Source organism: Alcaligenes sp. LTN-3 (assembly GCF_059735605.1).
In genome coordinates this window covers 513033-540004 of sequence record NZ_JCAPDN010000003.1, presented here as the reverse complement: position 1 = coordinate 540004, position 26972 = coordinate 513033, and the positions used below count along the sequence as shown (strand labels likewise).

Genomic DNA, 26972 nt, shown 5'->3' with positions numbered 1-26972 from the left:
GATACCATTCAACTTACCCAGCCAGCGATACTCATGTGGTAATTGTCTATTGGTCTAGACCATTTCACATCTTACACGTTGCTGTTGCCCCCTGCCGGGCGGACTGTCCTTGCCGTGGTCTCCAGCCGCATTTAAACGACCCTAAAAAAATTCTTTACGTATAATGAATTGGGGCAGTTCTTGCCTTCTCCAGCTCCTTCCAGCCCTTTTTCATCCTAGCACTCGCCCATCCTCATGTTTTTTGTCGATCTGCGCCGGCTGATTTTGCTGCTGGCTACTGCCAGCAGCCTGCTGACCATGGGTTACACCTTATATGGAGCCTACTGGGCAGAACGTACCCTGTTAATGGACCAGGCCCTGGAAAAGAACCGGGCCTATGCGCTGAAACTGGCAAGCAGCACAGATGCCTTTATTGCCAATTTGCAGCAGCAACTTCGTTACAGCGCCAATCTGCTCTCGGGCCCCGCCCCAAAAACTGAGCAGCAGCTCAATGCGGAGGTCAACCGCCTGCACGAGCAAAACAATAGCTTCAACTCGGTGCTGATTCTGGATGCCAAAGGCCAGGTCCTGGCCAATGCCCCGTACAACCTCGGCCTACTGGGAACCGTATTGCAGGGCGAGGGCACCCGACATGCTCTGAACAGCAAAATCCCCCTGGTCAGTTCCCCGTACATGTCGGCCACTGACCGGCTGCTGATCTTTCTGTCGTACCCCATTCTTGACGTTGATGGTAACTATCAGGGCCTGGTAGGTGGCTCCATCTATCTGCATGAACCCAATAGCCTGAATGCGCTGCTAGGCGAGCACTTTCATCGCGACGGCTCCTACATCTATGTCGTCGACAAAAACAAACGTCTGATTTATCACCAGGATACAAGTCGCATCGGCGAGATTATCAGCGACAACCCTGCCATTGATGCCGTCAACCAAGGCAGGATTGACGCCTTGGCCTTGGAGAACTCTCAAGGCACAGACATGCTGACCGGCTTTGCCCCCAGCAAGGATGTGCAATGGGGCCTGGTCGTACAAAGCCCCACCGACACCGTTTTGAAAGAACTTAGCGGCCTGCTGGGTAAAGTGTTGCGCAACTCCATCCCATTTTTTGTCGCTGTCCAGATCCTTATCTGGATGCTGGCCATGCTTATTGCCAAGCCTTTGCGTCAGTTAGCCCGCCAGGCTCCCCACTTGGACACAGACTTGGCCGGCTCCCGCATCAGCCAGGTTCATGCCTGGTACTTTGAGTCCCGCCAGATCAAACTAGCCATGCTGCTGGGCCTGAAACGCGTCAATCGCAAGATGGGCGTCATGGATATCGAGCGCAATACTGACCCACTCACCAGCCTGACCAATCGTCGTGGCATGAATGCCATGCTCCAGCAGTGGAGAGACACGGACACCCCCTTTTCCGTTCTGGCGGTCGATATCGACCACTTTAAACGTGTCAACGATACCTACGGCCACGACGTGGGCGACCTAGTGCTGTGCTTTTTGGCCAACACCATGCGAGCCTGCACCCGTGACACGGACCTGGTCTGCCGCGTCGGGGGAGAAGAATTCAGTATCTTCCTGCCTGAGCAGGATATCGACCAAGCCGTACAGCTAGCCGAGCGTCTGCGCATATTGATCAGTAAAACCAACAGCCCCACAGGCTCGCCCATTACCATCTCCATCGGAGTGGCAAATTGGCCCATCCATGCTCGTGAACACAGCACTGTCTTGAAATTGGCCGACGAGGCGCTCTACACAGCCAAACGCAATGGCCGCAACCGTGTTGAAATCAGCTCTCAGAACGATCAGGTGAGAGAAATGCCCCCTCCCCTCTGAACAAGAGGAGGGCTGGGCCAACTTAAAGACGACGCAGCACCTTGATCTGCACATCTACCTGCAGGTCAAGGCGCGTCAACTGACGCACTCGCTCCAGACCCGGCATACTGGCACGAAACATATGAGGGGTCATCAACAACAAATCTGCAATTTGTTCCTGCGTGTGTAGCGATACCTCAAAACGGATACGCTCGCTGTGCTCCAAGCAAAAGCCGGCTGCCACGGTTTGTTCCTGGCTCTTGTCGACCTTCAGACTGCTGTAAATGATACGGCGCAGCTCCAACAAATGGTCTGCACCTGTCTCCACCTGCACCCAAATGCCGCCGGGTTTCAGCGCCCGTAAAAACTCATCGGGAACGGCAAAACCAAACAGGCACAGCACGGCATCCAAGGCACCGTCAGGCACGGGCAAATGTGCGTTGCTCCCTACCAGCCAACGTATGTCTGGTGAGCTGCGTGCTGCTGCCATGACAGCCCATTTGGAAATATCCAGACCGATCAGGGCCAGTTGCCCCTGTTGATCCTGCTGACGCAAATAACGCGGATAATAGCCTTCCCCACAGCCTGCATCCAGACAAGCGTAGGGCGCCTCCCCTTCCAATCCATCCATCAAAGCACGCCACACACCTGCGGCAATAGGTTCGTATACCCCCGACTCCAGATAACGGCGACGCGCCGCCACCATCTCCTTGCTATCTCCTGGATCACGTGAGCGCTTGTTTTGTACAGGAAGCAGATTGATATAGCCCTGGCTGGCCGTATCGAAACAATGGCCCGACGGGCAGCGCCAGCTAGGAGCCTCGAACGAGAGCGGCAAGCCGTCCAAGGGACAGCACAGTTGCTCAAATAGGGGCGGGGAAAAGTCAGACATGAATGAATCGCTCTACGGCCACCGTGGCCAAGGCGATAGTGTAGCGCCCCGGCTTGCCTGTACCGGGGGTCACGACAAAGTTACGACTCGGACGCAAAGGCCAGCGCGTCGCGCAACAAGGCCTCGATCAAGGGCTGAATGTTGTGGGCAGCCGCTTCGTTGTAATCAAAGGGCCACTGCTCTTGCATATAGCAGCACTGTGCCATCTCCAACTGCACAGCATGAATGTTCTGCTGAGGACGTCCGTAATGGCGGGTAATGTAGCCACCTTTGAAACGACCATTCAGCACACTACTGTAGTCTTTGTTGGCCAAGGCCGTTTTCATCAGACGATCGCTCAAGGCAGGATCACAGCTCTGACCATTGGCCGTCCCAAAATTCAGATCCGGCAGACGGCCTTCAAAAAAGCGCGGAACCACCGAACGAATCGAGTGCGCATCCCACAGAACTACACGACCATGCAAGGTCAGCAGACGCATCAGCTCTTCTTCCAGCTTCTGGTGATACGGTAGCCAGATGCTCTCGCGGCGCTGGGCAATCTCACGTTCGTCCGGCTCTTGTCCAGGCTGGTAGATAGGCTCATCGTCAAAGGTATCCAAAGGACAGAGACCGGTCACACTTTGCCCTGGGTACAGGCTGGCATTGTCCGGCGGGCGGTTCTGATCGACAACAAAACGCGAGTACGTCGCCACCAGCACAGACGCGCCCAATTGCTGAGCGCACTCGTATAGACGGGGAATATGCCAATCAGTATCCGGCACCTGACGCGCTGACTCCGTAAAACGCGCCAGCAAGGCCGATGGCACATAGGTGCCCGAATGGGGCATGGAAATCAACAAGGGGGCAGTGCCCGGATAAAACTCAAAGGCCGCAGGAACGGTCATGGCAGACTCCAGTCTGTTTCAGCACACAATCAAGAAGAAATAGGATACAAATCACCCCGGCGGTGCAGCCAGGCCGGGAGCGACTCTCGCATGCGCTGCACGCGCGCGGGATCCAGATCGGCACAGATATAGCCAGGGTGATCGGGCATGCAGGCCAATACCGTACCCCAAGGGTCAATAATCATGCTGCGGCCCAGACAAGGCATAGCGGGGCCAGGGCCACCGATCTGCGCGGCGGCCAGTACGTAGCACTGATTCTCAATGGCACGGGCACGCAACAGGACCTCCCAGTGATCACGGCCAGTATGCACATTAAAGGCTGCCGGCACCACCAGCACATTCGCGCCACGGGCACGCAAGGTACGGAACAGCTCGGCAAAGCGCATGTCGTAGCAAATGCTCAGGCCCAGATTCAGCTCCCCAACCTGCACATTTTGCAAATGCTGACCATGGCAGAAATCGTCGGACTCACGATATTCCAGACCATTTACCACGGCGTCGTACAAGTGCACCTTGCGGTATTGCGCCACGATTTCACCGTCTGGCGAAAACGTCACGCTGGTATTGCCCAGGCGATGATCATCAGGACGGCGCTCGTGCATGGAACCCAGATGAATCCAGGCACCGGTGCGGCGCGCCAGGCTGGCCATGTGATCGGTCACCAGACCCGGAATGGGTGTGGCGTTTTGCTGCAACCATTGCGTATCACCACGCACATCGCTGTACTCGGGAGTCACAATCAACTGTGCCCCGTCTTTGGCGGCGGCCAGCACCCAATGTTCTAGCTGATCCAAATTGGTTTGGCGGTCGCGGCCGCTATCCAATTGCACCAGGGCAACACGTGTCGTAGACATACTTTTATCCTTTCGGACCGGCTCAGTACTGCAAGGCGCGGGCCGTTTCCAAGGCCAGACGGGACAAGACACCCGCCCCCTGGCCACCGTATAAAGAGGTGCTGGTGCGGCCATCGGTAAAGCCATCGGCCATCACGGCCAGCACCACACTGCGTTCGCCCATCGTCAAGATACCGGCATCGTGACGCAAACCGGGCAAGGAGCCGGTCTTGTGAGCCAGTTGAGCGATAGAAGGCAGCATTGCCGCAAAGTGACCGCGTTCGCGCTGGTCCGCCAGCATATCCAGCCCCTGCTGACGCAGGTTTTCCGGCAAAGCAGGCGAATGCAACAGGTACAGCAAGGCCGAGCAAGCATCCTGGGCCGTGGTCCAGTTGTCCTTGCCGGCCTCGCGCGCCTTCATGTCCATCATGTGACGCTGCAAGTCCGTATGCTGCAAACCAGCCTGGGCGCTCCAGGCATTGATGTTATCCATGCCCAGCAAATCGATCAGGGCATTGGTGGCGACGTTATCGCTCAGGATAATCATCAGCAAGGCCAGCTCGCGCAGGCTCAGGCTGGGTACGCCGGGCAACTGACTCAAAATGCCGGTGCCGGGTGTGCGGTCGCCCTCGGGCAGAGGGTAAACCGACTCCAGCGACAGCTTGCCCTGGGCCACCTGCTCCAGCAAACACAAGAGCATGGGCGTCTTGATCAGGCTGGCCGACGGCATGACGCGCTGCGCATGCCAGTCAAACAGGGAAGTGCCATCGGTAGCGTAGACCGCCATCGAAATACGGGCGGACTCCTGGGTCAGCAAAGGCTCCAGTCGCTCTTGCAAGCGCTCACGAACCAGCGGCGCATCCAACAACTCGCTTCCCACGGTAAACATACACTCTCTCCTTCAGTACTCAGACCAGAATCATGAACAGGCCAGCGAACATCAACAGATTGATGATCATGACCGCCCAGCCGTTATACAGCATGTACTTAAGTTGAGTGGAGCGTGCCAGGCCCATCTGGCCGAACATATCTGAAGAAGGGAAAGGGCCAAACCAATCAATCTGCGAACTGCCCAAAATGACGGCAGCGGTTGCAGCAGGACCCACCCCAGCAGCAGCCAGAACCGGGCCAAAAATCTTGGCGGTAAAGGTCATCTGCGCCACAGCAGCACCCGGGATATGGCCCACCACGTTAAAGGCCACAATCAGCATGCACAGCACCGCGCCACTGATACCGATCAGGTACGGCTGCACCGAATCGAGCAAGGCGTGATAGGCGTTCAGTTGGTCCACCAGTACCAGCACCGGGTTGAACAGCCAGAACAGGAAGAAGATCCAGATCAGCTTACCCGCACCAGCATACATGGCCTGCAGGATTTCGCGTGGGTTCATGCCACCGGCCAGACCTGTCGCTGCCCCCAGGGACACCATCACAATAATGGCGTAAGCAAAGCCAGCTTTAGAGGCGATACCCACAGCAGCCAGACCCACAATGGTGATGCAAAACGCCCAGGCAGCACGCACCGCCTTGGGTGAAGCCTTGGCATTCACGTCAAACGCAGCCGCACCTTGAGCGGCCTCTTCGTACTGAAACTGGTCTTTGGTGATCTTCTGAATGCGACCGGACATGAACCAGCCCGTCAGCAAGGTTGCAGCCGCCATAGGCAGACCGGCCACCAGCAGGTAGTCGGTGTAGCTCAAACCCGTCAGACCCGTTACCGTCACCACGTTAGGGGTGAATGGACCCAGCACCAGACCGGCTGAACCAGCGCTTTGGAACAGGGCCGCCACAGCGGGGGGAGACAGACGCACGGCAGCAGCAATCGGGATCACCACCGCCGCAATAATGGCGTTACCGCCCGCCAAGGTACCCAGAGCGCCACAGATCAGGGTGGACGCCACCATGATGCCCAGACGCACACGCACCGGATTGGACAAGCCAATACGCTTGACAATCGCTCGTACCAATTGCTCGGCAGCACCAGTACGGGCGGCCACTTCACCCACCCCGGCGCCCAGCACAATAATCAAACCCACCACCGCAATGAACGAGCCCAGGGACTCGGCCAGCAGTTTACCCATGGCAATCGGCGTAGTACTGGTCATGATGGCGCCCAATACAATCGCACCAATCGTGGCCAGAACAATATCCACACCCAACAGGGCGATAAGCGCAAACACCACCACCGGCGTCAAGCCCCATAGGGAGCTTTCACCCGGCATGTAAAAGTGGGTGTACAAGGCAATCGCCATGCCAATTAAAAACACCACCATGGCTGCATTGCGCTTGCCCGTTGGCATTTGTTGCTGAATGACACTCATGTCGTCTCCTTAACGATCCTTCCTGACCAGTGTTCAATAACCGGCCTGCATGTGATGCAATCGCACCGCTCTGGTTGACTACCCCAGATCCTGGCGACTGCTTTCTTGTCCAATGCGCCGCTTATAGCGGGATAATCGGCGCATCCAGGCTTTGCGCCTGAGCGGCAAAGGCGCGGTTAAGCACCTGTCCGGGCCGCTGCTCCGGGGCGGCAGGATGAACCTGAACGCCATTCACAAACACGGTCTGCACACCTTGAGACGGTAAGGTGGGCTGCTCCCAGGTGGCGCAATCTTGCACCGTTTCGGGATTAAACACCACCAAATCCGCCCAGGCGCCGACTTGCAACACGCCGCGGTTTTCCAGCCCGAAAACCGAAGCAGGCAGGGCCGTCATTTTGGCGACCGCCTGCTCCAGGGACATCAGGCCATCTTCGCGTACGTACCGCCCTAAAATGCGCGTAAAACTGCCCCACAACCGAGGGTGGGGATGCGCATCCGCAGGCAATCCGTCCGAGCCCACCATGCAACATGGGTGGCTGAAAATGCGCTGGACTTCTTTGTCGTCCATCGCAAAGTAAATCGCGCCAGCAGGCAGTAAACGCCGTGCGGCCGTTTCCCGGTCACAGCCCCACTGCTCGGCAATCTCGGCCAGATACAGGCCATTGCACTCGGGATGAGGCTCGGACCAGGTAATACGAATCTGGTCTATGGTGTGGGCACGCTCAGGGATCAGGATCGTGGAGCTGCCCGAATAGGGATAAATGTCCAGGGTGGCCTGCACGCCATCGGCGCGGGCCCGATCAATATTGGCCAAGGTATGGCTGCTGCGGCCCCAATTGGCCGGCATCATGCACTTGTGGTGCGACACCAAGGTGGCACACTGCGTCTGACGGCCTACCGCCAGCACTTCTTCGACGGACTCCTGCACCGTGTCGCCCTCATTGCGAATATGGCTGGTGTGCAGGGAACCTTTGGAAGCGGCAACACGGGCCAAGCCTTCCAGTTCGGCCGGTTCGGCCATGCAGCCGGGCTCGTAAGCCAGGCCGGTACTAAAGCCCACGGCGCCTTCTTCCAAGGCCTGGGCCAACAAGGCTTCCATGGCCTTTTGCTCGTCGGCGTCAGGCTGGGACAAGGGGTCCTGCATCACGGCCATGCGCAAATTCGCGTGCCCGACCAACGCTGCCACGTTGATCATGGGCTTGAGATGGCGCACCGCTTGCACGTACTGCGCCATGTCGTCAAACAAGGGCGAATCGCCCAGCAAGGCCAAAGCCGCTGCCGAGTTGCCCGGCAAAGGAGCGGGGAAGGCGCTGACACCACAATTGCCGACCACAACCGTCGTAATGCCCTGGCTGGTTTTCCAGTCCAGAACGGGCCGTTCGATGAACATCAAATCATCATGGCCGTGAGTATCGATAAAACCAGGAGCCACCACATGGCCGCTGGCGTCCACCGATTGCTCGGCGTGCCAGGCACTCAAGTCGCCAACCGCGACAATACGCCCCTCTCGAATACCCACATCACCACGCCAACGCGGGGTGGCCAAGCCATCAATAATCCAGCCATTGCTGATCTTGACGTCCAAGCTGCGGTCGTCTGTCTGCATTTACGTCTCCACTTACCCTCCCACAAAAAGGGGAGTTGACCGCATTATCCAAAGGTATTATTAATATGAAAAATTGTTTAAGTTAATTGATTAATCAGAAAATGAAATGGACAGACTTCCCAAGCACATCACGCTCAAGCACCTGAATGCCTTTGTTGCCGTCGCTCAGGAGGCCAGTTTCACCCATGCCGCGCGTCGTCTTTTTCAAACACAATCCTCGGTCACGGGCCTGATTCAGCAACTGGAAGTTGCCCTGAATACCACCTTGTTCAACCGCACCAGCCGCCGCGTATCCCTGACGCCTATTGGTCTGGAGTTCCTGCCGCGCATCACCCGCCTGCTGGCGGATTTTGATGGCGCCATCAGCGATGTCATGCGGTATGGGGAATTGAAAAGTGGGCGGGTCAGCGTGGCTGCCGCCCCATCGGCCATTACGGATCTGATAGCACCGGCTGCCGCGAATTTCTCGCAACAGCACCCCGCCGTGCGGCTGTACTTACGGGATGACAACTCAGGCCGCATTCAGCGTCAGATCGTGGCCGGGGAAATCGACTTTGGTCTGACCAGCCCCTGGGCAGATGTCCAAGGACTGGACAGTCAGCCCTTGCTGGAAGACCAGTTTGGCGTGCTCTATCGCAGCGACGACAAGCTAATCAAACCAGACGCCAATAACACGGTCAGTTGGTCTGCCCTGAATGAGCGCAAGCTGGTGGGCGTCGTAGACGAGACAGGCATCATGGCGGTGCTGCAATCACGGCCCGATCTGCCTATAGAAGCGTCAGCCCCGTTTTATGAGGCCTCCAGTACCACCTCTCAAGCGGCACTGGTGCAAAGTGGTCTGGCCATTGCCCTGCTGCCAGCCTTGGCCGCACAACGAGTCTTGATGCCCGGCCTGAGCTTTTCCTTGCTGCAGGCACCTACACTGGTCCGTACTCTCTGTTTGATGTTCCATCTGGAACATGATCTAACCCCCGCTGCTGCTGCCCTGGTAGAGGAAGTTCGAGCCTACGTGAAAAAAGCTCCTTTACCGCCTGGGTGCCGTGCTCTGTGAGAGACGCACCGCGAAGCCGGACATAGAATCGCCCCACGCCTGGCCTGATCAGAATGCCGTCATACGAGGACTCCGTTCGGTGCCCTTTTTGGTAAGGCCTGTCGGCGCGGCGTGCTCTTTTCGTCCTATCTGGCCGTCGACCTCTGAAATCATGGCCTCTCCCCTGCCCGCCTCCTCTCCTTTAACTCTCCACCTATATACCAGCACATTAAAAACGGGCCTGAGCAAAACGCTCAGACCCGTTTTTTCTTGCTGCCAGTATCCATCACTACTAAATAGAAACCACCAGCGATTCAGTCTTTATCTACACGGCATTAAACCGTCAAACCACCCGACACTTCCAGCGTGGTGCCATTGATGAAACTGGCTTCATCCGAGGCCAAAAATGCATACACATTGGCGATTTCCTCGGGTTTGCCCATGCGACGCAGCCAACAATGGTCACGAAAGCCTTGCAGCACTTTTTCCGGGATAGTTTTCAAAATGTCTGTCTCGATAAAACCGGGACAGACGGCATTGACGCGTATCCCTTTGGGGCCCAATTCCCTGGCCCAGGTTTTGGTAAAGCCAATCACCCCGAACTTGCTGGCTGCGTAATTGGTTTGGCCATAATTGCCGTACAAACCCACCACGCTGGAAGCGTTCAGAATGCAACCGCTTTCCTGCTCCAGCATCACTGCCGCTACCGCCTGGGTGAAGTTGAAAACCGCTTTCAGGTTGACATCAATGACATCGTCAAACTGCTGCTCGGTCATGCGTACCAACTTGGCATCTTTGGTGATCCCGGCATTGTTCACCAACACATCAATGCGGCCAAACTTTTGCTTCACATCCGCCACCATGGCATCAATCTGCGCACGGTCTGTCACGTCCACGGTATAGCCCACAGCAGTAACGCCATTGCCACTTAAAGACTGCGCTGCTTGACTGACGGCATCCGCATTACGATCGCACAACACCACAACCGCTCCTTCCTGGGCAAACTTCCTGGCTGTTGCCAAACCAATACCTGCTGCCGACCCAGTCACAACCGCCACTTTATCTTTCAATCGCATTCCAGCTACCTTTTAAAAATCGCTCCACGCTGTCATGCAAACACAGGTTTTTACAGCACCCAAACAGACCATTGCCTGCAAACTCGTTCACACCAGCACACTGTTTTGTACTCCGATCACTTCCAGATCGCCAGTCAAAGTGAGCAAATTTTGTCCCAAAGGCAATGGCCCCAAAATGAACCACACTGCACGCCGACGCTTACTGGCCGGACGTAAACTTGGTGTGGCTGTTGATCAAATTGCGGTAGTCGGGGATATGGTTGGAGAACAAGGCGCCCAGACCTTCCACGTCATTACGCCAGTCGCGGTGCAGTTCGCACGCCACGCCGAACCAGGTCATCAACTGAGCACCGGCGGCAGACATGCGATCCCAGGCGGAATGGCGCGTCAGCTCGTTAAAGGTGCCCGACGCATCGGTGACCACAAACACATCAAAGCCTTCCTCCAGAGCCGATAAGGCCGGGAACGCCACGCACACCTCGGTGACCACACCGGCAATAATCAGTTGCTTCTTGCCAGTAGCCTTGATCGCTTTCACGAAATCTGCGTTATCCCAAGCATTGATCTGCCCAGGCCGGGCAATATACGGCGCATCAGGAAAGGCTTCTTTCAGCTCGGGGACCAAAGGACCGTTCGGGCCTTCTTCAAAGCTGGTGGTCAAGATGGTGGGCAAGTTGAAGTACTTGGCCAGATCAGCCAGAGCCAGCACATTGTTCTTGAACTTGTCGGGATCAATATCACGCACCAGAGACAGCAGCCCGGTTTGGTGGTCTACCAGTAGGACAGCGGCTTGATCTTTATCCAGTCGTTTGTAAGGCGTCGTCATCTCAGTTTTCCTTAACGGTGATTGAAAGGGGTGGATGCAAAAACTGCACCCGGTACTGCCACAGCGCTTGGGGTAATCGCGCTGCAAATCAAATCGGTGAAACCGGCCAGCATGGGCGGTGAAGGCGGACCAGGCCGCCCTCACCCACTTGCCTTACGAGGCCGCCGTAGTGGGTGCCATCGCACCGAAGCGACCGCTATTGAAGTCATCCATCGCCTGCAAGATTTCCTGCTTGCTATTCATGACAAAAGGGCCATGCCCCACAATGGGCTCATCAATGGGCTGACCACTGATCATCAAGACGACGGCGTCGTTGTTGGCTTCGATGCTGAACTGGCTACCTGCCCGATCCAGCACCACCAGTTGCCCTTCACGTGCCACGCTTTGGCCATTGACCAGCACCGTTCCATGCAGAACCACCAAGGCAGCCGTCCAGCCTTCTGGACTTTCCAGCTCGGCAATTCCACCCTGATTCAGACGCAGATCCCATACATTCATGGGAGTGAAGGTCTTGGCAGGGCCTGCGGCACCGTCCTTTTCTCCAGCAATCACCCGCACTATGCCGGCGGCATCCGGCAATGCGAGCACAGGAATCTGCTGGTCGGTAATGGCCTGATAGCCAGCGGGAGCACCTTTGTCTTTGGCAGGCAAATTGACCCAAAGCTGCACCATTTCCAAGGTGCCACCCGAGCGGGCAAAGGCGTCGGAGTGGTACTCCTCGTGCAAAATGCCCGAGCCAGCCGTCATCCACTGCACATCACCGGGACCAATCGTGCCGCCCTGGCCGGTGGAGTCGTGGTGCGACACCTCGCCCTTGTAGACGATGGTGACGGTTTCAAAACCACGGTGTGGGTGCTGGCCAACGCCGCGTTTGTGATTGCTAGGGGCAAACTCGGCAGGGCCGGCATAGTCCAGCAGCAGGAAAGGGCTCAACTGTTTTGCGTGTGTGTGGTACGAAAACAGGGAGCGAACGGGGAAGCCGTCGCCCACCCAGTGAGGACGGGGAGCGCTATAGATACCAAGAATTTTCTTCATGTCCATCTCCTTGTTTCAACATAAGAGACAGCATAAACTCGGGACAACGAAGCCAGTAGCCCCCTAAATCGGCCATCTATGTTCCATTTATGGAACGATAAAACTGCCATGCAAGATTTAAACGACTTGTACTTCTACGTTCAGATTGTGGATCACGGGGGCTTTGCCCCGGCCGGTCGCGCACTAGGTTTGCCCAAATCCACCCTTAGCCGCAGGCTGGCGGCTTTGGAAGAGCGCTTGGGGGTACGGCTGATTCAGCGCTCCACCCGCCGCTTTACCGTGACCGAGATCGGCCAGACCTATTACGAACACTGCAAGGCCATGCTGGTGGAGGCTGAGGCGGCACAGGCAGCCATCGAACTGACACGTGCCGAACCACGTGGTGTGGTGCGCATCAGTTGCCCGATCACCTTGCTGAACGCTCATGTCAGTAATATGTTGGCCGACTTCATGGTCAGCTACCCGCATGTCACCGTCCAATTGGATGCGACCAACCGGCGTGTCGACCTGATCGGGGAAGCGCTGGATATTGCCATTCGCGTCCGCCCCCCTCCATTACAAGACAGCGATCTGGTAATGCGTGCGCTGTCCGACCGTAGCCAATGTTTGGTCGCCAGTCCGGAGCTGATCGCCCGACACGGCTTGCCCGGTTCGCCGGCCGATCTAGCGGACTATCCCAGCCTGGCCTTGGGTCTGCCGCAGCAAAACCATACCTGGACCTTGTTCGGCCCCGACGGGGCACAGGCTGTGCTGCATCACAGCCCTCGCCTGATCACCACCGACATGACAGCCCTGCGCTGTGCCGCCTTGAAAGGCGTCGGTGTAGTTCAACTGCCAACCCTGGTAGTTTGTGATCAATTGGCCGACGGCTCTTTGGTGAAACTGATTTCGGAATGGGCTCCCCGACGCGAGATCATTCACGCGGTGTTCTCATCCCGTCGCGGGCAAATGCCTGCTGTGCGGGCATTGCTGGATTACCTGGCCGAGCGCTATCAGCAGATGGATGAGGACTGACTGGACGGCACGAACCAGTTGGAAACAAGAGGGGTAAGCATTCCTGAATGCCCCCACCATGACACCGCCCAGTCCTGCCGCACACACAAAAACGCCCTGCTTATGCAGGGCGTTTTGTATGCCTGGCAATCAAACCTGAGGATCAGACGCCGCCATTGAAGTCGCGGACTTGCTTTTCAGCTTCTTCACGCGCAATGCCATAGCGTTCCTGAATTTTCCCAACCAGATATTCGGTATTGCCTTCAGCAACATCAATATCGTCATTGGTCAACTTGCCCCATTTTGCCTGAATCTTACCGGACAACTGTTTCCATTTACCTTTAATCGTATCTTCATTCATAGTCGTTCTCCTATTTCAAAAGGAATTCACAATAAGGATTGATGGCGAAATAATTATTCCGGCTTGACTTTCAATCCCGACGAATCGACTTTCACAACGCCTTTTACACTCTCCGTTGCAGCAACGGCTTTCTTGTGCTCAATTTCGCTGGGCACGGTACCGGTCAATGTTGCAACACCATTATTGGTCTCAACAGAGATATCCGTGCTTTTCAAATCCTTGGTGCTGGCCAGATCAGCCTTGATTTTGGTGGTGATCCAGGTATCGCTGACGGCTTCGCCCGCAGTTGCGGAATGGTCCTGATTAACGGCAGGCTCATTAGCCATTGCGCCGCCTTGCAGGCCAAGACTCAGGGCCGAGGCCATTAAAAAACTGGATAGGATGGCGGATTTTTTCATAGATTTTCTCCAATATCAGAAAGAGTATTTTTAGAATTAAAAATTCCCTTAACCCTGCTATTAAAAGGAGTCCAATGCAATCAAAAAAAATTCCTTGTTTGCAATGGATGGTTCTACCGTAACATTTCCAATCCACCCGTAAACTACGAAATGCTACAAGCATTTTCCTTATAAAAATTTAATCTATTTTTAATTCAACCCTATTCATCCAAGCTATAGCAACCCGTTTTTAGCCATCAGATTCAGATCATCATGCTGACTCGACTCAATCTGCCCTAACACGCTCCACGACTGCTGTTCACACGTTTTCAACCAAGCCACTATGGCCTCTTGAAACAGGGAGGAGCCGGGGCAAGAACAGAGCCCTTAAGCCAGGCTTTGTTGTCTGAAGGAGGCACTCAGACCAGATACATAAGGTAAAAGATTTAGCAGAGCGGCTAACAAAACCACCGCCTTGGCAACCTTGCTTGCGATGCAAACACGGCTACCCCGCCTAAGACACGCAAAAAAAAGAGCCAGATCATCATGTCGATAATCTGGCCGAAATCAGAACAGGGTGCAGACCTACACGCCCCGCCTCGAACAACAAGGCAAATATCAATCAACGCAGATGATGCACCTCCTGCATTCCATACACCTGCACCGGCAGGCCCGCCTGACGCGCTTTAAGCTGCAAGGCCAGATACTGGGAGTAATGACGCGACTGGTGCAAGTTGCCGCCGTGGAACCACAGATTTGGCTGCTGCGTCGGCTTCCACATATTGCGCTGCTCGCCTTCCCACGGCCCGGGGTCTTTGGTGGTTTCCGAACCCAGACCCCAGCACTTGCCCACCCGGTCCGCCATTTCCTGGCCTGCCAAATCAGCCACCCAGCCATTCATGGAACCGTAGCCCGTGGCATACACCACCAGGTCCGCTGGTAATTCCGTACCGTCGCTCAACACCACGGCGTTCTCGGTCAAATGACTGATGTCAGTCCGCGACTTCAGCTTGATGCTGCCATCGATAATCAGCTCGCAAGCACCCACGTCGATGTAGTAACCCGACGCGCGACGCAGATACTTCATGAACAGGCCGGAACCATCATCGCCCCAATCCAGCATGAAGCCTGCCGCCTCCAGCTTCTGGTAGAACTGTGCATCACGCTCGCGGATCTTGTCGTACACAGGAATCTGGAAGTCCGCCATGATGCGGTACGGCAGGGAGGCAAAGAGCAAGTCTGCCTTGCGCGTGGTGACTCCCGATGCCAGTGCCCGTTCGGAATACAGATCGCCCAAACCGATCTCCATCAGGGAGTCGGATCGCACAATGTGGGTGGACGAACGCTGCACCATGGTGACGTCCGCCCCCGCCTCCCACAATGCCGCGCAAATATCGTGCGCCGAGTTATTGGCCCCGATCACCACTACTTTCTTGCCCGCATACGCTTCCGGCCCGGGGTGCTGCGAGGAATGTTGCTGCTCACCCTTGAACACATCCTGCCCCTGTATGTTGGGCACATTCGCCTTGCCGGACATACCTGTGGCAAAGACCAACTGCTGGGGCCGCAGGGTCATGGGTTTGCCGTCACGTTCGATCTCCACTTCCCAGGTCTGGTTGACTTCGTCATAGCGCACCTTCTTGCACACGGTGCTGCTCCAGTAATTCAGCTCCATCACCTTGACGTACATTTCCAACCAATCGCCAATCTTGTCCTTGGGCGCAAAGACAGGCCAGTTGTCGGGGAAAGGCATGTAAGGCAGGTGGTCGTACCAGACGGGGTCGTGCAGGCACAGCGACTTATAACGCTTGCGCCAGCTATCACCAGGGCGAGCATGCTGATCAATGATGAGCGCAGGCACATTCAATTGCCGCAGACGCGCACCCAGCGCAATACCACCCTGCCCGCCGCCGATCACCAACACATAGGGCTGCTCCGTGGTGCCCAGCTCCGCCTGCTCTTGCTGACGGCGCTCCTGCCAGGTCTGGCGACCCCGCCGGATGCCATGCTCGGCCCCCATGGGACGGCGCACACCCAGCGGCTCCTCGTGACCTTTCAGTTCAGACATGGTGGTCAGCAAGGTCCAGATCTTGCCATGCTTGACGCGAATATGGCCGTAGCCACGCGCCACATCGGTTTCCACACGAAACCAGCCTTCCACCAGACCTTGACCATCATCACTGACCGGCTCGGCACTGTCGCGCTCAAACCGGGCTGACATGGCGCCTTGTTGCTGCTGCGTCAGCATGTCGCGGATCTGCTCGCGCCCTTCCATGGTTCGGATATTCCAGGTGAACATGACCAGATCACGCCAAAAGCATTCTTGGGCAAACAGGGCTGCCGCATCGTCTGGTGCATTGCTGGCAAGCGCATGGGTCAACTGTTCAAGAACCGTGTCCAACTGTCGCGCAGACGGCTGCAGTTGCTGCTGTGTTTGCATGATTTGTCTCCATATCGTTTTAGTGTTGCGCCGGGCTTTTGCTGCCCAGCTATGGAGTACATAGCAAACGTCGTGCCAAACCGGGAACGGCTTGTTTTAAAGGAGTGTCGCTTGTTTTAAGGCGATGAAACTGTGCCAGTTGTGGCACAGGTGGTGCATCAGGTGTCGCAGCCTGTGTCTCAGGTCGAGTCTTAGTGAGTCAGACCTGCCCGTTTGATATAACGATGCAAGGTGGACCGGCTGATTCCAAGCTGCCGAGCCGCTGCGCTGACATTGCCACCACAGGCCTGTAAGACCTGCTGCCAGGACGATGCCCCGGCCGAATGCACCGTTGTCGGGCTGCCTGTAGAGGTGGCAAGGCGCCGCTCTCGCAAAGCCTCTGGCAAATCCTGCACCTCAATGCAGGAGCCTTCTGCCAAGGCCAAGGCCAGCACCAAGGCATTGTCCAGTTCGCGCAAATTACCCGGCCACTCGTAAGCTTGCAGCGCTTGCCAGGCCTCGGGAGACAAACCGGGCACATCGCCCTTATTACGCCGATGCAATATCTGCTGCACCAACCACTCCAGATCACTGCGCTGACGCAAGGCAGGCAAGGTCAGAACCGCCGCATTCAGGCGATACAGCAAATCCGCACGGAAGCGGCCTTGCTCTACCAGGACACTTAAATCATGGTGGCTGGCTGAAATCACGCGCAGGTCCACGCGCTTGCTTGTGCGTGCGCCCAAAGGCATTACCTCGGACTCGGCCAATACGCGCAGCAAACGACTTTGCAGGGCCAGCGGCATATCGCCAATCTCGTCCAGGAAGAGAGTGCCGCCATCAGCCGCCTCAATCAAACCCGTGCGACCTCGTGCAGCGCCGCCGGTATACGTGCCGGCCAGATAGCCAAACAATTCGCTTTCAATCAGGCTCTCGGGCAAGGCTGCACAATTGACGGCCACAAAATTCCCGCGACGGCCGCTAGCCGTGTGAATCGCACGCGCCAGATATTCTTTGCCCGAACCCGTCTCGCCCTGCAACAGCACCGGCATCTCCCGCGTTGCCAAACGCGCGGCTTTCAACAGCATGGATTGCATGGCCGCATCCGTGCCCGCCAAGCCGCGCAGAGCCTCTGGCAAAGCGGCATCCACGGCCGCCCCATCCATCCCCACAGATCGATTGCTCAATACACGCCGAGGCTCAATGGCATGAGCAAACAACACGCTGCCATCCCGCGCCATGATGACCCGTTCCTGCGTAGGGCGATAGCGCATCAAGGTCGGTAACTGATCCACTTCCAGATGCACAAAGCGCACCAAGCTCTGCCCCAGCAAGCCCGCAGGATTGCGCCAGTCCACCCCCGCAGCCCGCGCCAGAATCCGGGCACCCGTATGGGTCATGCCCTTGATACGGCCAGAGCCATCAATCGCAATCGCCGCTTCCGGATCAATGTCCAAAAACTCTGGCGACTGCGACAAACATAAAATCCATTCCTGCCGATGGCAGGCCATCAAATTGGCCAGTTCAATACGGCGGGTCGCCGCGTTGGCAAGGTGTAGCGCCAAACCCTGGCTGGCCTTGGCCTGTGGAGACTGCAACAAGGACAAATCCAGCACCGCCGCCAGTTTGCCGTCGTCATGATAGATAGGCGCCGCCGTGCAGGACAGGGGCGCATGCATATGATCGAAATGATCGTTTTGATGAATGGTCAGCGCCTCGCCCGTATGTAAGCAAGTGCCCACCGCGCACGTCCCTGCGCGCTCTTCGGACCATTCCGAGCCCATATACAGACCAGCCTGCCGCAAGGCATCGCGCTGGCCTTCCGACCCCAGAAAATCCACTGTGACGCCCTTGTTATCGGACAGCAGCAACACGTAATTCAGCCCGGAAACCTGCTGATAAAGACGCTCCAGCCCGGAGCGCGCAATATTGATCAGGGCTTCGGACTGCTGACGGTGCTCGCGCAACTGGGAATCGGGCACGATATAGGCCTCGCAGGCCTGGGCCGGGTCCAGCCTGTGATGCTCGATGCATCGCCGCCAGCTATGGACCACAGCCTGATCGCGCCGGGACAGGCTTCCCTGCCAAACAGCCGTAATCTCCTGAACATGTGCCACATGTGAAGACTGCATATCTGCGCTCATCCCGAAAACAGGCCACCCCCGGACGGGCGCGGCCTATCTTCCAGTGTGCCGCCATGCTTAGCTACCGTACATGGAGGTTTTCCTTGAGATGCGGTGCAGCATCAAGCACCGGGACTATCTGATCAGGTCGGAATACGATAACTACGCATGCGCCGCAGTCCTTCAGACAACCGCTCCTGCATGAGCGATTCCAGACGAGATCCAAGCAGGAGGCGCACCTGATCAAACTGCCCTTCTATCCTGTCCAGCAGCCGGTCAAGCAGCTCCACCGCCTCTTCATCGCCTGACAAGCCAAAGGCTTTGGCATCGTGTAACGCATTGGCTCGGCTGATCTGGCGGCTTCCATGACTCAACTCCATCGCCAGATACTGAGGGATGAAATCTGGATTAGGAACGACATCAAAAGCGGGCGTCAAACGCCATCGGCCCTGATCATGAAGATAATGGATTGCATGGTTACGGGGATGATCATCGTCATTGCCAATAACCGCATTGAAAATCATGCGACAGAACAATTCAATGGCGTCCTCCTGAGGAGCGCCTATCATCGTCAACGTTCTGGCCAAGTTGGGATAACTCCAGGCCGATGAGCCTGAATGACCGGGATACTCCGTCTGCAGCAAGGATGCCGCACTCAATGTCATGACCCTAAGGCCATGTTGGCGATCAAACCTCAATGAGCGCATCACACTCAGTGCGGAGTCCTCACCAAAACCCGTGTACGCGGTTTGTGCAAAGTTCAAGCCCACTGCCCGGCCCCACTCTTGAGCTGCATGTTCAAGACGCGGAATATCCTCGGTATCAGATGGCAGGATCGGTTTCACAAGCCAGAACTGATCACCATCACGAACGGTTGCTTTCGGTCTTGCTCCGCCCATACTGGGTGTGGCCATCAGCCGGCGACGCAAATGCGGATCCACCGGAGGGCGGCGCAGCTGCATGGCTTGCAGCTCTGCGCTCAGCTTTTCAATTTCTGCGATGGGCGGTGCGGACAATTCTGCGATTGAGGGCTTAGGCGAAGAGCCGACCGCCAGTGCTCCCCAACGCTCGGCATTACCAGCCTTCAGAAGATAAGCATGGTTTGGAGAGCTATCACTTAATCCGTGTTGCCTTTGAATAAGTAACCGGCCCCATGCGTCGGGACAAGCATCACGTAGCGCATCATGCAGGCCACCATAGCGACTCGCCTGAATTGGAACAGAGCCACTCAGCGGTAAATTAACCGGATCAATTGACCATGGTAGACCTGCATCCTGATAGCTAGGCGCATACATAAACTGGCCAAGCTTGGCTGACGAGTCGTGGATATACCGGCCAACGGTCACCCATTGACCCGTGTCAGGCCGCTGCAAATAAACGTATAAGGGCTTAGAAATACTCATCGTCATCTCTGCCCAGTCTTGCACGCCCCTTCGTATCGCCGCTACTCCAATGAGCATCGGGCATTGGCACGATGGATTCGAGCAGACCGAGTGCTGCCAGAGCAGTCAAATAGCTCCCCATCGTCACAGCCGGATCGCCTCGCTCCATTCGGCGTAATGTACTTTCCGAGACCTCGACTCTTGAACTAAAGACTCGAGCTGTAATTTTCTGAGCAACACGTTGAGTACGAATGCAGCGCCCCCAAACCAGGGCCCGTGACTCAACGGCTGGCAAGTAAAAAGGGGTAGGGGCAAGTTTTTTGGGCATGGCACAGACAACAAATATCGTTCATAGATAACCGTTTATATCACATAAACTATAATCTATGAACGCTTTTTGACGGATCCTCCTGGCTTTCTGACCCTCACACAAGCTGAGAATCCTTAGCCAGCTCCGCCAAGTGTTGAGCAAAACCCCCTTCTGCACCCGCTGCATTCACATGGTCGAAATACTCGTACCAGCCGCTGGCTTTGATACCGGCCAGCAATGCTTGGCATGCCTGTTGATTTGGAAAACGCCAAATGCCCATAAAGCGGTGGTCGCTGGCGTGATCAATATCGTGTTCAGTCGCAGCCAGAGACAATACCTCAATACCCAGGCTGGAAAGACCGCCCATTGCTTCCTGCAGACTGGCCAGAAAGTGCTGTCGCTGCTCGGCAGGCAGTGCATTCCACTTGGCATTGGGTGAATAAAGCTCGATCAGATAGTGAGACATAGGCGGGTTTCCTTTCGCTAAAGATACGCACGACGTGCTGAAAATCTCAATTTAGTTAGATATCTAATCTTATAGTTTCGTACTAAATACCGCAAGCAATCCAAACACGTAGAAAAGCCCGAGCTCAGCATGACGCCGAACTCGGGCTTAGATCCACCTTGTCAATCAATCATGCAGCATGGCTGCTGGTGAAACCAGCTTAGAACTGGATACGCACCATCCGTTCTTTGGTCCCTTTTTCCTTGCTGTTACCATCGTTCTTCACCGACACGTACAAGGCTTTTTCAGCGGGAATGTATTCCAGGCTGTTAGGGTGTGGGGCCAGCTCAATGGTTTGCAGCGGCTTGTAGTTCACCGTGTCAAATACGCTGACCGAGCCCTTGCCTTCTTTCTCGCGCACACCACCTCGGTTGGCTACAAACAGACGCTGGGATGCGGCATCAAAACGCAAACCAATCGGCACTTCGCCGGTGGGCATGACCGCCAGGGTTTTGCCGTTAGAAGCGTCCAGCACAAACACTTGGTGGCCTGGGCTGCGACGCTTGTACTCACGCTCCAGGTGCAGGTTACGGGCGTCATCACGGTCAATCCCCTGGTCTACCCCGAAGAGGCGGTTGTGCTCGGGGTCATAGCTCAGGTTCAACAGTTGGTCCGCCTGTGTTTCCCACACTTGGTCAATGTTCAGCGTCTGGCTGTTCACCACCATGATCTGGCCCTGCATATTGGAGACAAACAAGCGGTTATTGGCCTCATCCAGGGTGATGCCCACGACGTTATAGCCAAAGCCGGGCAGCACTTTTTCCAGTTCCATGGTCTGGGTATTCACCACGAACAGCACGCTGTCAAAACCCAGGCCCAGACCAGGTGCAAACACACGGTGGTTTTTCTTGTCCACCACCAATTCACGCATTTTGTATGGGTAGTCCTCGGTGACGTTAAAACGCTCCAGCATCTTTAACAAACCCTCTTTGCGTGCCTGACCAAAATCCGCAGCCGCAATGGCTTCCTGGAAATTGATTTTTTCTTGTACGGCAATACGCTTGATCAGTTCCTTGCGAGCGGTATCAACCACGGCAATACCGCCATTAAAGCCCTGTGTCAGATAAAGTCGGTCGGCCGCATCGTCCAAAGCCACGCCAAAGCTTTTAACGTCCATCGGGATTTCTTGCTGGATCGCCAAGGTCGTGGGATCCAGCACCAAGGTGCGCGACAAGGTTTCATCCTCCCAGTTTGGCGAGGACACGAACAAACTGGATTGCTTGGGGCTGTAGACAATTTCCAGCACCTCAGCGGCCGTGGGTTTTTGCATGATCTGTTCTTGAGTGACGGCTTGATAGGCAACGGGAGCGGGTGTCTTGGCATGAACATAGCTCGTGGATACTCCCATTGCCAAGGCAAGGTAAACCGCAGAAACAAGAGAGCGAGAAGTAAACAAGGTCATAGAATCGGCTCGAAAGAAGATAGGAAAAAGGCTTACCACTGGTAATCAATGGACAGATGCACATTGCGCGGCGCGCCGTAACGTGCCCGGAAGATCACGAAGTTGTCGTAATACCGTTTGTCAAAGAGGTTGTTGACGGTGAGCTTGGCATTCCAGTGCTGGTTCACGCGGTAATTGGCGTGCAGACCCACCAGGGCGTAGCTGCTATGGGTGTCCTCCAGCGCCTTGCCATTGCTGGCGGTATAAGGGCGACCGGCCGTCCACAGATCCCGCTTGCCAAACCAGTTCACGGTGGCACCGGCGCTCAGGCCCTGCAACGCACCAGAGAACTGGTACATGGTGCCCAGACGGAAGGTTTGGCTGGGAATGTAGGTGTGGATACGCTCGCCCTCGCCGTCTTTAGTGCTGGCGTAGCTATAAGAAGCAAACACGTTCCAGTTATTGCTCAGTGCGCCGTTCAGCTCTACTTCAAAACCCTTGGTTTTGTTGCCTGCGCCCGAAGATACATAGGGGCGGCTGCCATCAGGCAAGAGGAAATCATCCGGCACCGAAGGGTCCAGCACGGCCAGATTATTTTGACGGGTCTCGAAAGCAGCCAGGGAGAACTGCAGCGCCTCGTCCATCACGCTGCCTTTCAGACCGATTTCCCGGTTAACCCCGGTGATAGGGTCCAGAAAGTTCTCGTTAATGTCTTTGTAGCTTTGCGGTTGAAACAGGCGGGTATAGCTGGCGTAGGCAGTCAAATTCGGGTTGATGTCATACGTCACCCCAAAGTACGGCGTAATTTCATTGCGGTTGCGCAATTCATTGGACACGCCGGTGAACTGGCCGTCTTTACCGTAGTTGTCGCGGTAGGTTTTGTAGTCCGACAAGCGCATGCCCATGATCACATTCAACGGATCAATAATGTTCAGACGCGTGCCGGCAAAGAAGCCGTATTCGCGTGTGTGGACCCGGTTCCATTCCCCTGTACGGCTGACACTGGGCTCGGGCATATACCCGTCCCAATCGTAAATATTGGGAATGAACCAGTTGCGGGTATCGCTGACCTGCATGGTGTACGTGGTGTCACGCTTGCGAGTGCCGTTAAAACCAAACATCAACTGGTGCTCACGGCCAAACATCTTGAAAGGACCATTGGCCGACAACTCCAGGTTGTCCTGATGGCGATAGCCATTGGCGGCCAGGTTGGCGCGGATACCCATACCGGATCCGTCCGGACGCACCACGGGGTTCACGCCCTGCCCCAGACCGGTAATCAAGGCATCGCCATCGTCACGTTGATGGCTGTAGCTAAGCTTGGCATTCCACTTGTTTTCAAACTCGTGCTCGACCGAGAAGAAGGCGTTTTGATGCTTTTTATCCCAGTAGGTCCAGTCCGGCACCAGCGACATGGAACGCGAAACGTCAATACGGTCACCCTCGCTGGTAAACAAAGGCACGCCCATATTGCCTTCACCACGCAGCTTGGCGGTTTGATAGTCGTAGCCTGCGGTCAGCAAGGTTCGATCAGTCAGGTCAAACTCCAGCATGCCGGACAGCAAGTCGTTCTTGTGATCCTGGTGATCCATGAAGGAGTCCGCCTGCTTGCGCGAACCAATAACGCGCATCCGTAAACGGCCATCCTCGGTCAGCGGGCCAGTCACATCGGCTGTCACACGCTTATCGTTCCAGGAACCATAGTGGGCGCTTAATTTGCCGCCAAACTCAGCCTGAGGGCGTTTGCGAATCAGGTTGATCAAAGCGGAAGGCTCGCCGGTAGGAGACAACAAACCTGTCGCACCGCGCACGACTTCCACGCGGTCGTATAAATCCATATCCAGAGAAATAGGATTGAATGCGCCACGTCCAGCCGCCCGGTAGCTGCTTTGCACGCCATCTACCTGCACATTGCTGATGTCAAAGCCACGAGCCTGAAACTGAAAACCGCCACCCACTGCCGCCGTATTGGCCGTCACGCCGGTGGTGAAGTTCATCACATCATCAAAGCTACTCAGGCCAAAGTCATCCATTTGCTGACGCGTCATCACACTGACCGATTGCGGGGTGTGCTGCGTGTCCATATTCAATCGGGTGGCGGTGCTGCTGGTGCCATTCAGTGTGTACAGGCCGGTGTCTTCAGTTGCCCGGCTCAAGCTACCTTGAACACGCACGGGTTCCAACTGAGTGGTTTCCGTGACGGGCCACAAGTTCACCGTATTGGCATCACGCGAGTAACGAATGCCCGTGCCCGCCAGCAAGGTATCCAAGGCCTGCGCGACGCTGTAATTGCCTTTCAGGCCCGCACTTTGCTTGCCTTCGGCCACACTGCCCGCGCCAACCAGATATACCCCGCTCTCTTGCGAGAAACGCATCAGCACACGGCTCAAGGGGCCGGCTGGAATGTCATAACGCTGGATCTTGTCGGCCGTCGGGCTGTTTTGCGTAGCCGCCTGGACAGGCTGGATACTCACAACAAAGGCGCTGCCGGCCATCAACACAGACAGGGCCAGGGCCAGTGGACGCAAAGAGGCGCAATGCGATCCTGCATCCTTGGACAGGGAAAGGGGATCGGGGCGACGATGCATAAGGAGACATCCTTCAAAAACACGGGTCAGTCACAATAAAAACGATGAACCTGAACGATGTTTTTGCGTTGATGTTCAGTACTGAGCGGGCACTGCGGCCCGCCTCCTGCTTCATTGGCCTCACGCCAATCAGGTCCTCTTACTGTCTAAAACCACTCAGTCTCCATAACCCGGAACCTACTTTTGCATGTTTTTGAGGGTTTTTTACCTAGAACCAGGCAAGCCTTTGAATTTAATCGGTTTTTATTTTTGTAATTTTTATGATGATTGCTGCTGCAATGCCCTGAGCAATCAATCCAGAGCTTGCACACTGGTCCACCAGGGCATGGGCTGGTCGATACGAATCGGCAATGCCGAAGCCAGCATTTTCAGCACACGGTCCGTATCATGAATGGGGAAACTGCCATAGACCTTCAGGTCAGCCACGGCATCATCCACACCCAGATAGCCTTTGCGGTAACGACCTAATTCCTTGATCACGCTACGCAAGGCGATGTTGTCAGCCACCAGAACGCCTTTGGTCCAGGCCTCACGTGCCTGCTCGGCGTCCATGCTGTGCCGGATGCGCTGCGCACTAAAGTGCACCTGCTTGCCCGCCTGTACCGTGGCGGTGTTTTGACCTTTTGCCGTAGACACCTGCACGGCCCCTTCATAGACCGCCAACTGCGTACAGTCCTGGTCCATACGCACATTGAATTGCGTACCCAAAGCGCGCATATAGCCCTGTGGGGTTTGAACGGTGAACGGCCTGTCCATGTCGTCCTTGGCCGTCTGGATAAAGATCTCGCCCGACATCAACACAATATGGCGAGCCTGCGCAGTGAACTTCACATCAATTGCCGAGGAGGTGTTCAACCAAAGCCGAGAGCCGTCTGCCAGCACAACCTGGTTCTGCTCGCCGGTTTGTGTAAAGTGGTCAGCCGCCAAGGCCAGAACACTGGATGGCAGCCAGGACTGACGCCAGCTCAACCAGCTAGCAACTCCCGTTCCTGCCAGCGCAACCACACCGGCCAGAACGCGACGACGTTGATGCAAACGCTCGTTGGCCGTGTGCAATTTCTCCACCACACAGCGCGAATCCGGCACGCTACGTACAGGCTCAAAACTGCGACTGACTTCCTCCACATAACGCCAGGCGGTACTGTGCATCTCGTCCTGTTTAAGCCAGCTCTGCCAGGCGGAACGTTGCTCGGCACTGGCCTTGCCATCGCGCAGACAGGCATACCATTCGGCGGCTTGCATCAAAACGGCGTGGGGAGGAGTGGACGAGGAAGACAAACTGGAACCGTGCTTCATGAAACTTAGTACTGAGGTTCCTGACGCAATTCGGCGACGGTCTGGCAAGCCTGCAAGCTGATGCAGCCCAACATGGCTTGTGCCACGTACTTGCGCACCATGCGGCCGGAAATGCCCATTGCTGCGCCGACCTCATCGTCTGTCATCTCGCAAATGACGGCCAAGGTAAACGCCTTGGCCGCCTTGGGAGACAGGCTGCTGAGCATGGCGCTGATCTCTTCGAGCGCCTGCAAAATCATGGCCTGACGTTCTGCCGAGGGGTAAACATTCTCGGGCGTCGCGGCCAGAATATCCAACCAGGCCTGTTCAATTTCCTGACGTCGCCATAGGTTGATGCACAAGTTCTGCGCTGTCTTGCGCAAATAGGCACGGGCTTCGCCGGGACTGGCAAATTGCCAGCGGGAACGGCTGCTTAGCAAGCGTACAAACGTATCCTGCGCCAAGTCAGCCGCCTGGTCTGCCCCACCCAATCGATGATGCAGCCAGCGCTGCAACCAACTGTGGTGGTCGCAGTACAGTGACTCGACCGAATCGGCCGAAGACACACCTGACAAGGGAAGAACTGAAGATGACACGAGGGGTACTCCGCACTACGCATAATGAGAATCGTTATCAATTATTATATGGTGCTGTCTGTACAGTTCGCCAGCGGTGTGTGTTTGGGGCGACAAATGGGGCTATTTTGAGGGACTCCGCTCGCTTCTTCAGATCTTCAAATACAAAGCTCCCTCTACTGGGCGCAAACCTCACTATCGGGTATATCGCTATCAATAAAACTCCGATTTTCTTCTTATTTATGAATAGAATTTTGTAACGGTTAACTTTTTCTGAATACTTCATGGCCCACCAAATTACGGGCTCCAACCGCTTAAAAATCAAAACCCACCGAAATCAATGTCAATTCGGTGGGTTTTGATGAAACTCGGACAGT

Annotated in this window: 22 protein-coding genes; 3 read left to right on the top strand and 19 right to left on the bottom strand. The window is 55.9% G+C overall.

The features are described 5' to 3' along the window. Positions 1 to 234 precede the first annotated feature (234 nt). Positions 235 to 1824: a sensor domain-containing diguanylate cyclase gene (locus tag AC6I6N_RS15375; protein WP_230019399.1), complete on the top strand. Its 1590-nt coding sequence runs from the start codon at positions 235 to 237 to the stop codon at positions 1822 to 1824. Positions 1825 to 1846: 22 nt separating this feature from the next. Here AC6I6N_RS15375 and AC6I6N_RS15370 read toward each other — a convergent pair whose 3' ends face one another. The 6 genes from AC6I6N_RS15370 to AC6I6N_RS15345 form a co-directional block, all read right to left on the bottom strand. Next, positions 1847 to 2695 (bottom strand): putative RNA methyltransferase, encoded by an 849-nt coding sequence (locus AC6I6N_RS15370; protein WP_395028945.1) that lies wholly within the window; start codon positions 2693 to 2695, stop codon positions 1847 to 1849. A gap of 80 nt (positions 2696 to 2775) precedes the next feature. Next, entirely contained in the window at positions 2776 to 3579 is an 804-nt protein-coding gene (gene hutG, locus AC6I6N_RS15365; RefSeq protein ID WP_108728380.1) for an N-formylglutamate deformylase, read from the bottom strand. Positions 3580 to 3608: 29 nt separating this feature from the next. Beyond that, positions 3609 to 4433, bottom strand: a complete 825-nt coding sequence (locus tag AC6I6N_RS15360; RefSeq protein WP_094198035.1) for a carbon-nitrogen hydrolase family protein — start codon at positions 4431 to 4433, stop codon at positions 3609 to 3611. 22 nt (positions 4434 to 4455) lie between these two features. Continuing rightward, positions 4456 to 5301, bottom strand: a complete 846-nt coding sequence (locus tag AC6I6N_RS15355) for a serine hydrolase (protein WP_094198036.1) — start codon at positions 5299 to 5301, stop codon at positions 4456 to 4458. A gap of 19 nt (positions 5302 to 5320) precedes the next feature. Beyond that, on the bottom strand, positions 5321 to 6733 hold the full coding sequence (locus tag AC6I6N_RS15350) for a gluconate:proton symporter (RefSeq protein ID WP_094198037.1): 1413 nt from the start codon (positions 6731 to 6733) through the stop codon (positions 5321 to 5323). 121 nt (positions 6734 to 6854) lie between these two features. After that, a complete protein-coding gene (locus tag AC6I6N_RS15345; protein ID WP_497943616.1) occupies positions 6855 to 8339 on the bottom strand; it encodes an N-acyl-D-amino-acid deacylase family protein in 1485 nt (494 codons plus the stop codon). A gap of 106 nt (positions 8340 to 8445) precedes the next feature. Between AC6I6N_RS15345 and AC6I6N_RS15340 the strand changes: the two genes are divergently transcribed. Next, positions 8446 to 9390 carry a LysR family transcriptional regulator gene (locus AC6I6N_RS15340; protein ID WP_094198039.1) on the top strand — a complete coding sequence of 315 codons (945 nt, stop codon included), beginning with the start codon at positions 8446 to 8448 and terminating at the stop codon, positions 9388 to 9390. A 314-nt stretch (positions 9391 to 9704) separates the two neighbouring features. Here AC6I6N_RS15340 and fabG read toward each other — a convergent pair whose 3' ends face one another. The 3 genes from fabG to AC6I6N_RS15325 all read right to left on the bottom strand — a co-directional run bounded on the left by fabG (position 9705) and on the right by AC6I6N_RS15325 (position 12306). Further along, a complete protein-coding gene (gene fabG, locus AC6I6N_RS15335) occupies positions 9705 to 10445 on the bottom strand; it encodes a 3-oxoacyl-ACP reductase FabG (RefSeq protein ID WP_094198040.1) in 741 nt (246 codons plus the stop codon). A gap of 199 nt (positions 10446 to 10644) precedes the next feature. After that, positions 10645 to 11271: an isochorismate family cysteine hydrolase YcaC gene (gene ycaC / locus AC6I6N_RS15330; protein WP_121739868.1), complete on the bottom strand. Its 627-nt coding sequence runs from the start codon at positions 11269 to 11271 to the stop codon at positions 10645 to 10647. Positions 11272 to 11424: 153 nt separating this feature from the next. Continuing rightward, positions 11425 to 12306 carry a pirin family protein gene (locus AC6I6N_RS15325; protein WP_094198042.1) on the bottom strand — a complete coding sequence of 294 codons (882 nt, stop codon included), beginning with the start codon at positions 12304 to 12306 and terminating at the stop codon, positions 11425 to 11427. Between the two features lie 108 nt (positions 12307 to 12414). Between AC6I6N_RS15325 and AC6I6N_RS15320 the strand changes: the two genes are divergently transcribed. After that, on the top strand, positions 12415 to 13320 hold the full coding sequence (locus AC6I6N_RS15320) for a LysR family transcriptional regulator (RefSeq protein WP_497943615.1): 906 nt from the start codon (positions 12415 to 12417) through the stop codon (positions 13318 to 13320). A gap of 142 nt (positions 13321 to 13462) precedes the next feature. On the opposite strand, the gene AC6I6N_RS15315 is transcribed toward AC6I6N_RS15320, so the two are convergent. The 10 genes from AC6I6N_RS15315 to AC6I6N_RS15270 form a co-directional block, all read right to left on the bottom strand. Continuing rightward, positions 13463 to 13660, bottom strand: a complete 198-nt coding sequence (locus tag AC6I6N_RS15315; RefSeq protein ID WP_094198044.1) for a CsbD family protein — start codon at positions 13658 to 13660, stop codon at positions 13463 to 13465. 53 nt (positions 13661 to 13713) lie between these two features. Further along, complete coding sequence (locus AC6I6N_RS15310; protein WP_094198045.1) at positions 13714 to 14058, bottom strand: BON domain-containing protein; 345 nt, start codon at positions 14056 to 14058, stop codon at positions 13714 to 13716. Between the two features lie 601 nt (positions 14059 to 14659). Next, positions 14660 to 16477, bottom strand: coding sequence for an NAD(P)/FAD-dependent oxidoreductase (locus AC6I6N_RS15305; protein ID WP_249460497.1), 1818 nt, complete (start codon positions 16475 to 16477; stop codon positions 14660 to 14662). 191 nt (positions 16478 to 16668) lie between these two features. After that, positions 16669 to 18588: a sigma-54-dependent Fis family transcriptional regulator gene (locus AC6I6N_RS15300; RefSeq protein WP_094198047.1), complete on the bottom strand. Its 1920-nt coding sequence runs from the start codon at positions 18586 to 18588 to the stop codon at positions 16669 to 16671. A gap of 134 nt (positions 18589 to 18722) precedes the next feature. After that, a complete protein-coding gene (locus tag AC6I6N_RS15295; protein ID WP_234354355.1) occupies positions 18723 to 19982 on the bottom strand; it encodes a type II toxin-antitoxin system HipA family toxin in 1260 nt (419 codons plus the stop codon). A gap of 404 nt (positions 19983 to 20386) precedes the next feature. Continuing rightward, a complete protein-coding gene (locus AC6I6N_RS15290; RefSeq protein ID WP_094198048.1) occupies positions 20387 to 20737 on the bottom strand; it encodes a DUF6616 family protein in 351 nt (116 codons plus the stop codon). Between the two features lie 199 nt (positions 20738 to 20936). Beyond that, positions 20937 to 22178 (bottom strand): YncE family protein, encoded by a 1242-nt coding sequence (locus AC6I6N_RS15285; protein WP_230019407.1) that lies wholly within the window; start codon positions 22176 to 22178, stop codon positions 20937 to 20939. Between the two features lie 32 nt (positions 22179 to 22210). Next, the gene (locus AC6I6N_RS15280; RefSeq protein WP_497943614.1) at positions 22211 to 24745 is read right to left on the bottom strand and encodes a TonB-dependent siderophore receptor; all 2535 of its coding nucleotides are present in this window, start codon (positions 24743 to 24745) and stop codon (positions 22211 to 22213) included. Between the two features lie 291 nt (positions 24746 to 25036). After that, positions 25037 to 26041: a FecR domain-containing protein gene (locus tag AC6I6N_RS15275; RefSeq protein ID WP_497943613.1), complete on the bottom strand. Its 1005-nt coding sequence runs from the start codon at positions 26039 to 26041 to the stop codon at positions 25037 to 25039. A gap of 5 nt (positions 26042 to 26046) precedes the next feature. Beyond that, positions 26047 to 26616 carry a sigma-70 family RNA polymerase sigma factor gene (locus tag AC6I6N_RS15270; protein ID WP_497943612.1) on the bottom strand — a complete coding sequence of 190 codons (570 nt, stop codon included), beginning with the start codon at positions 26614 to 26616 and terminating at the stop codon, positions 26047 to 26049. Positions 26617 to 26972: the final 356 nt, after the last annotated feature.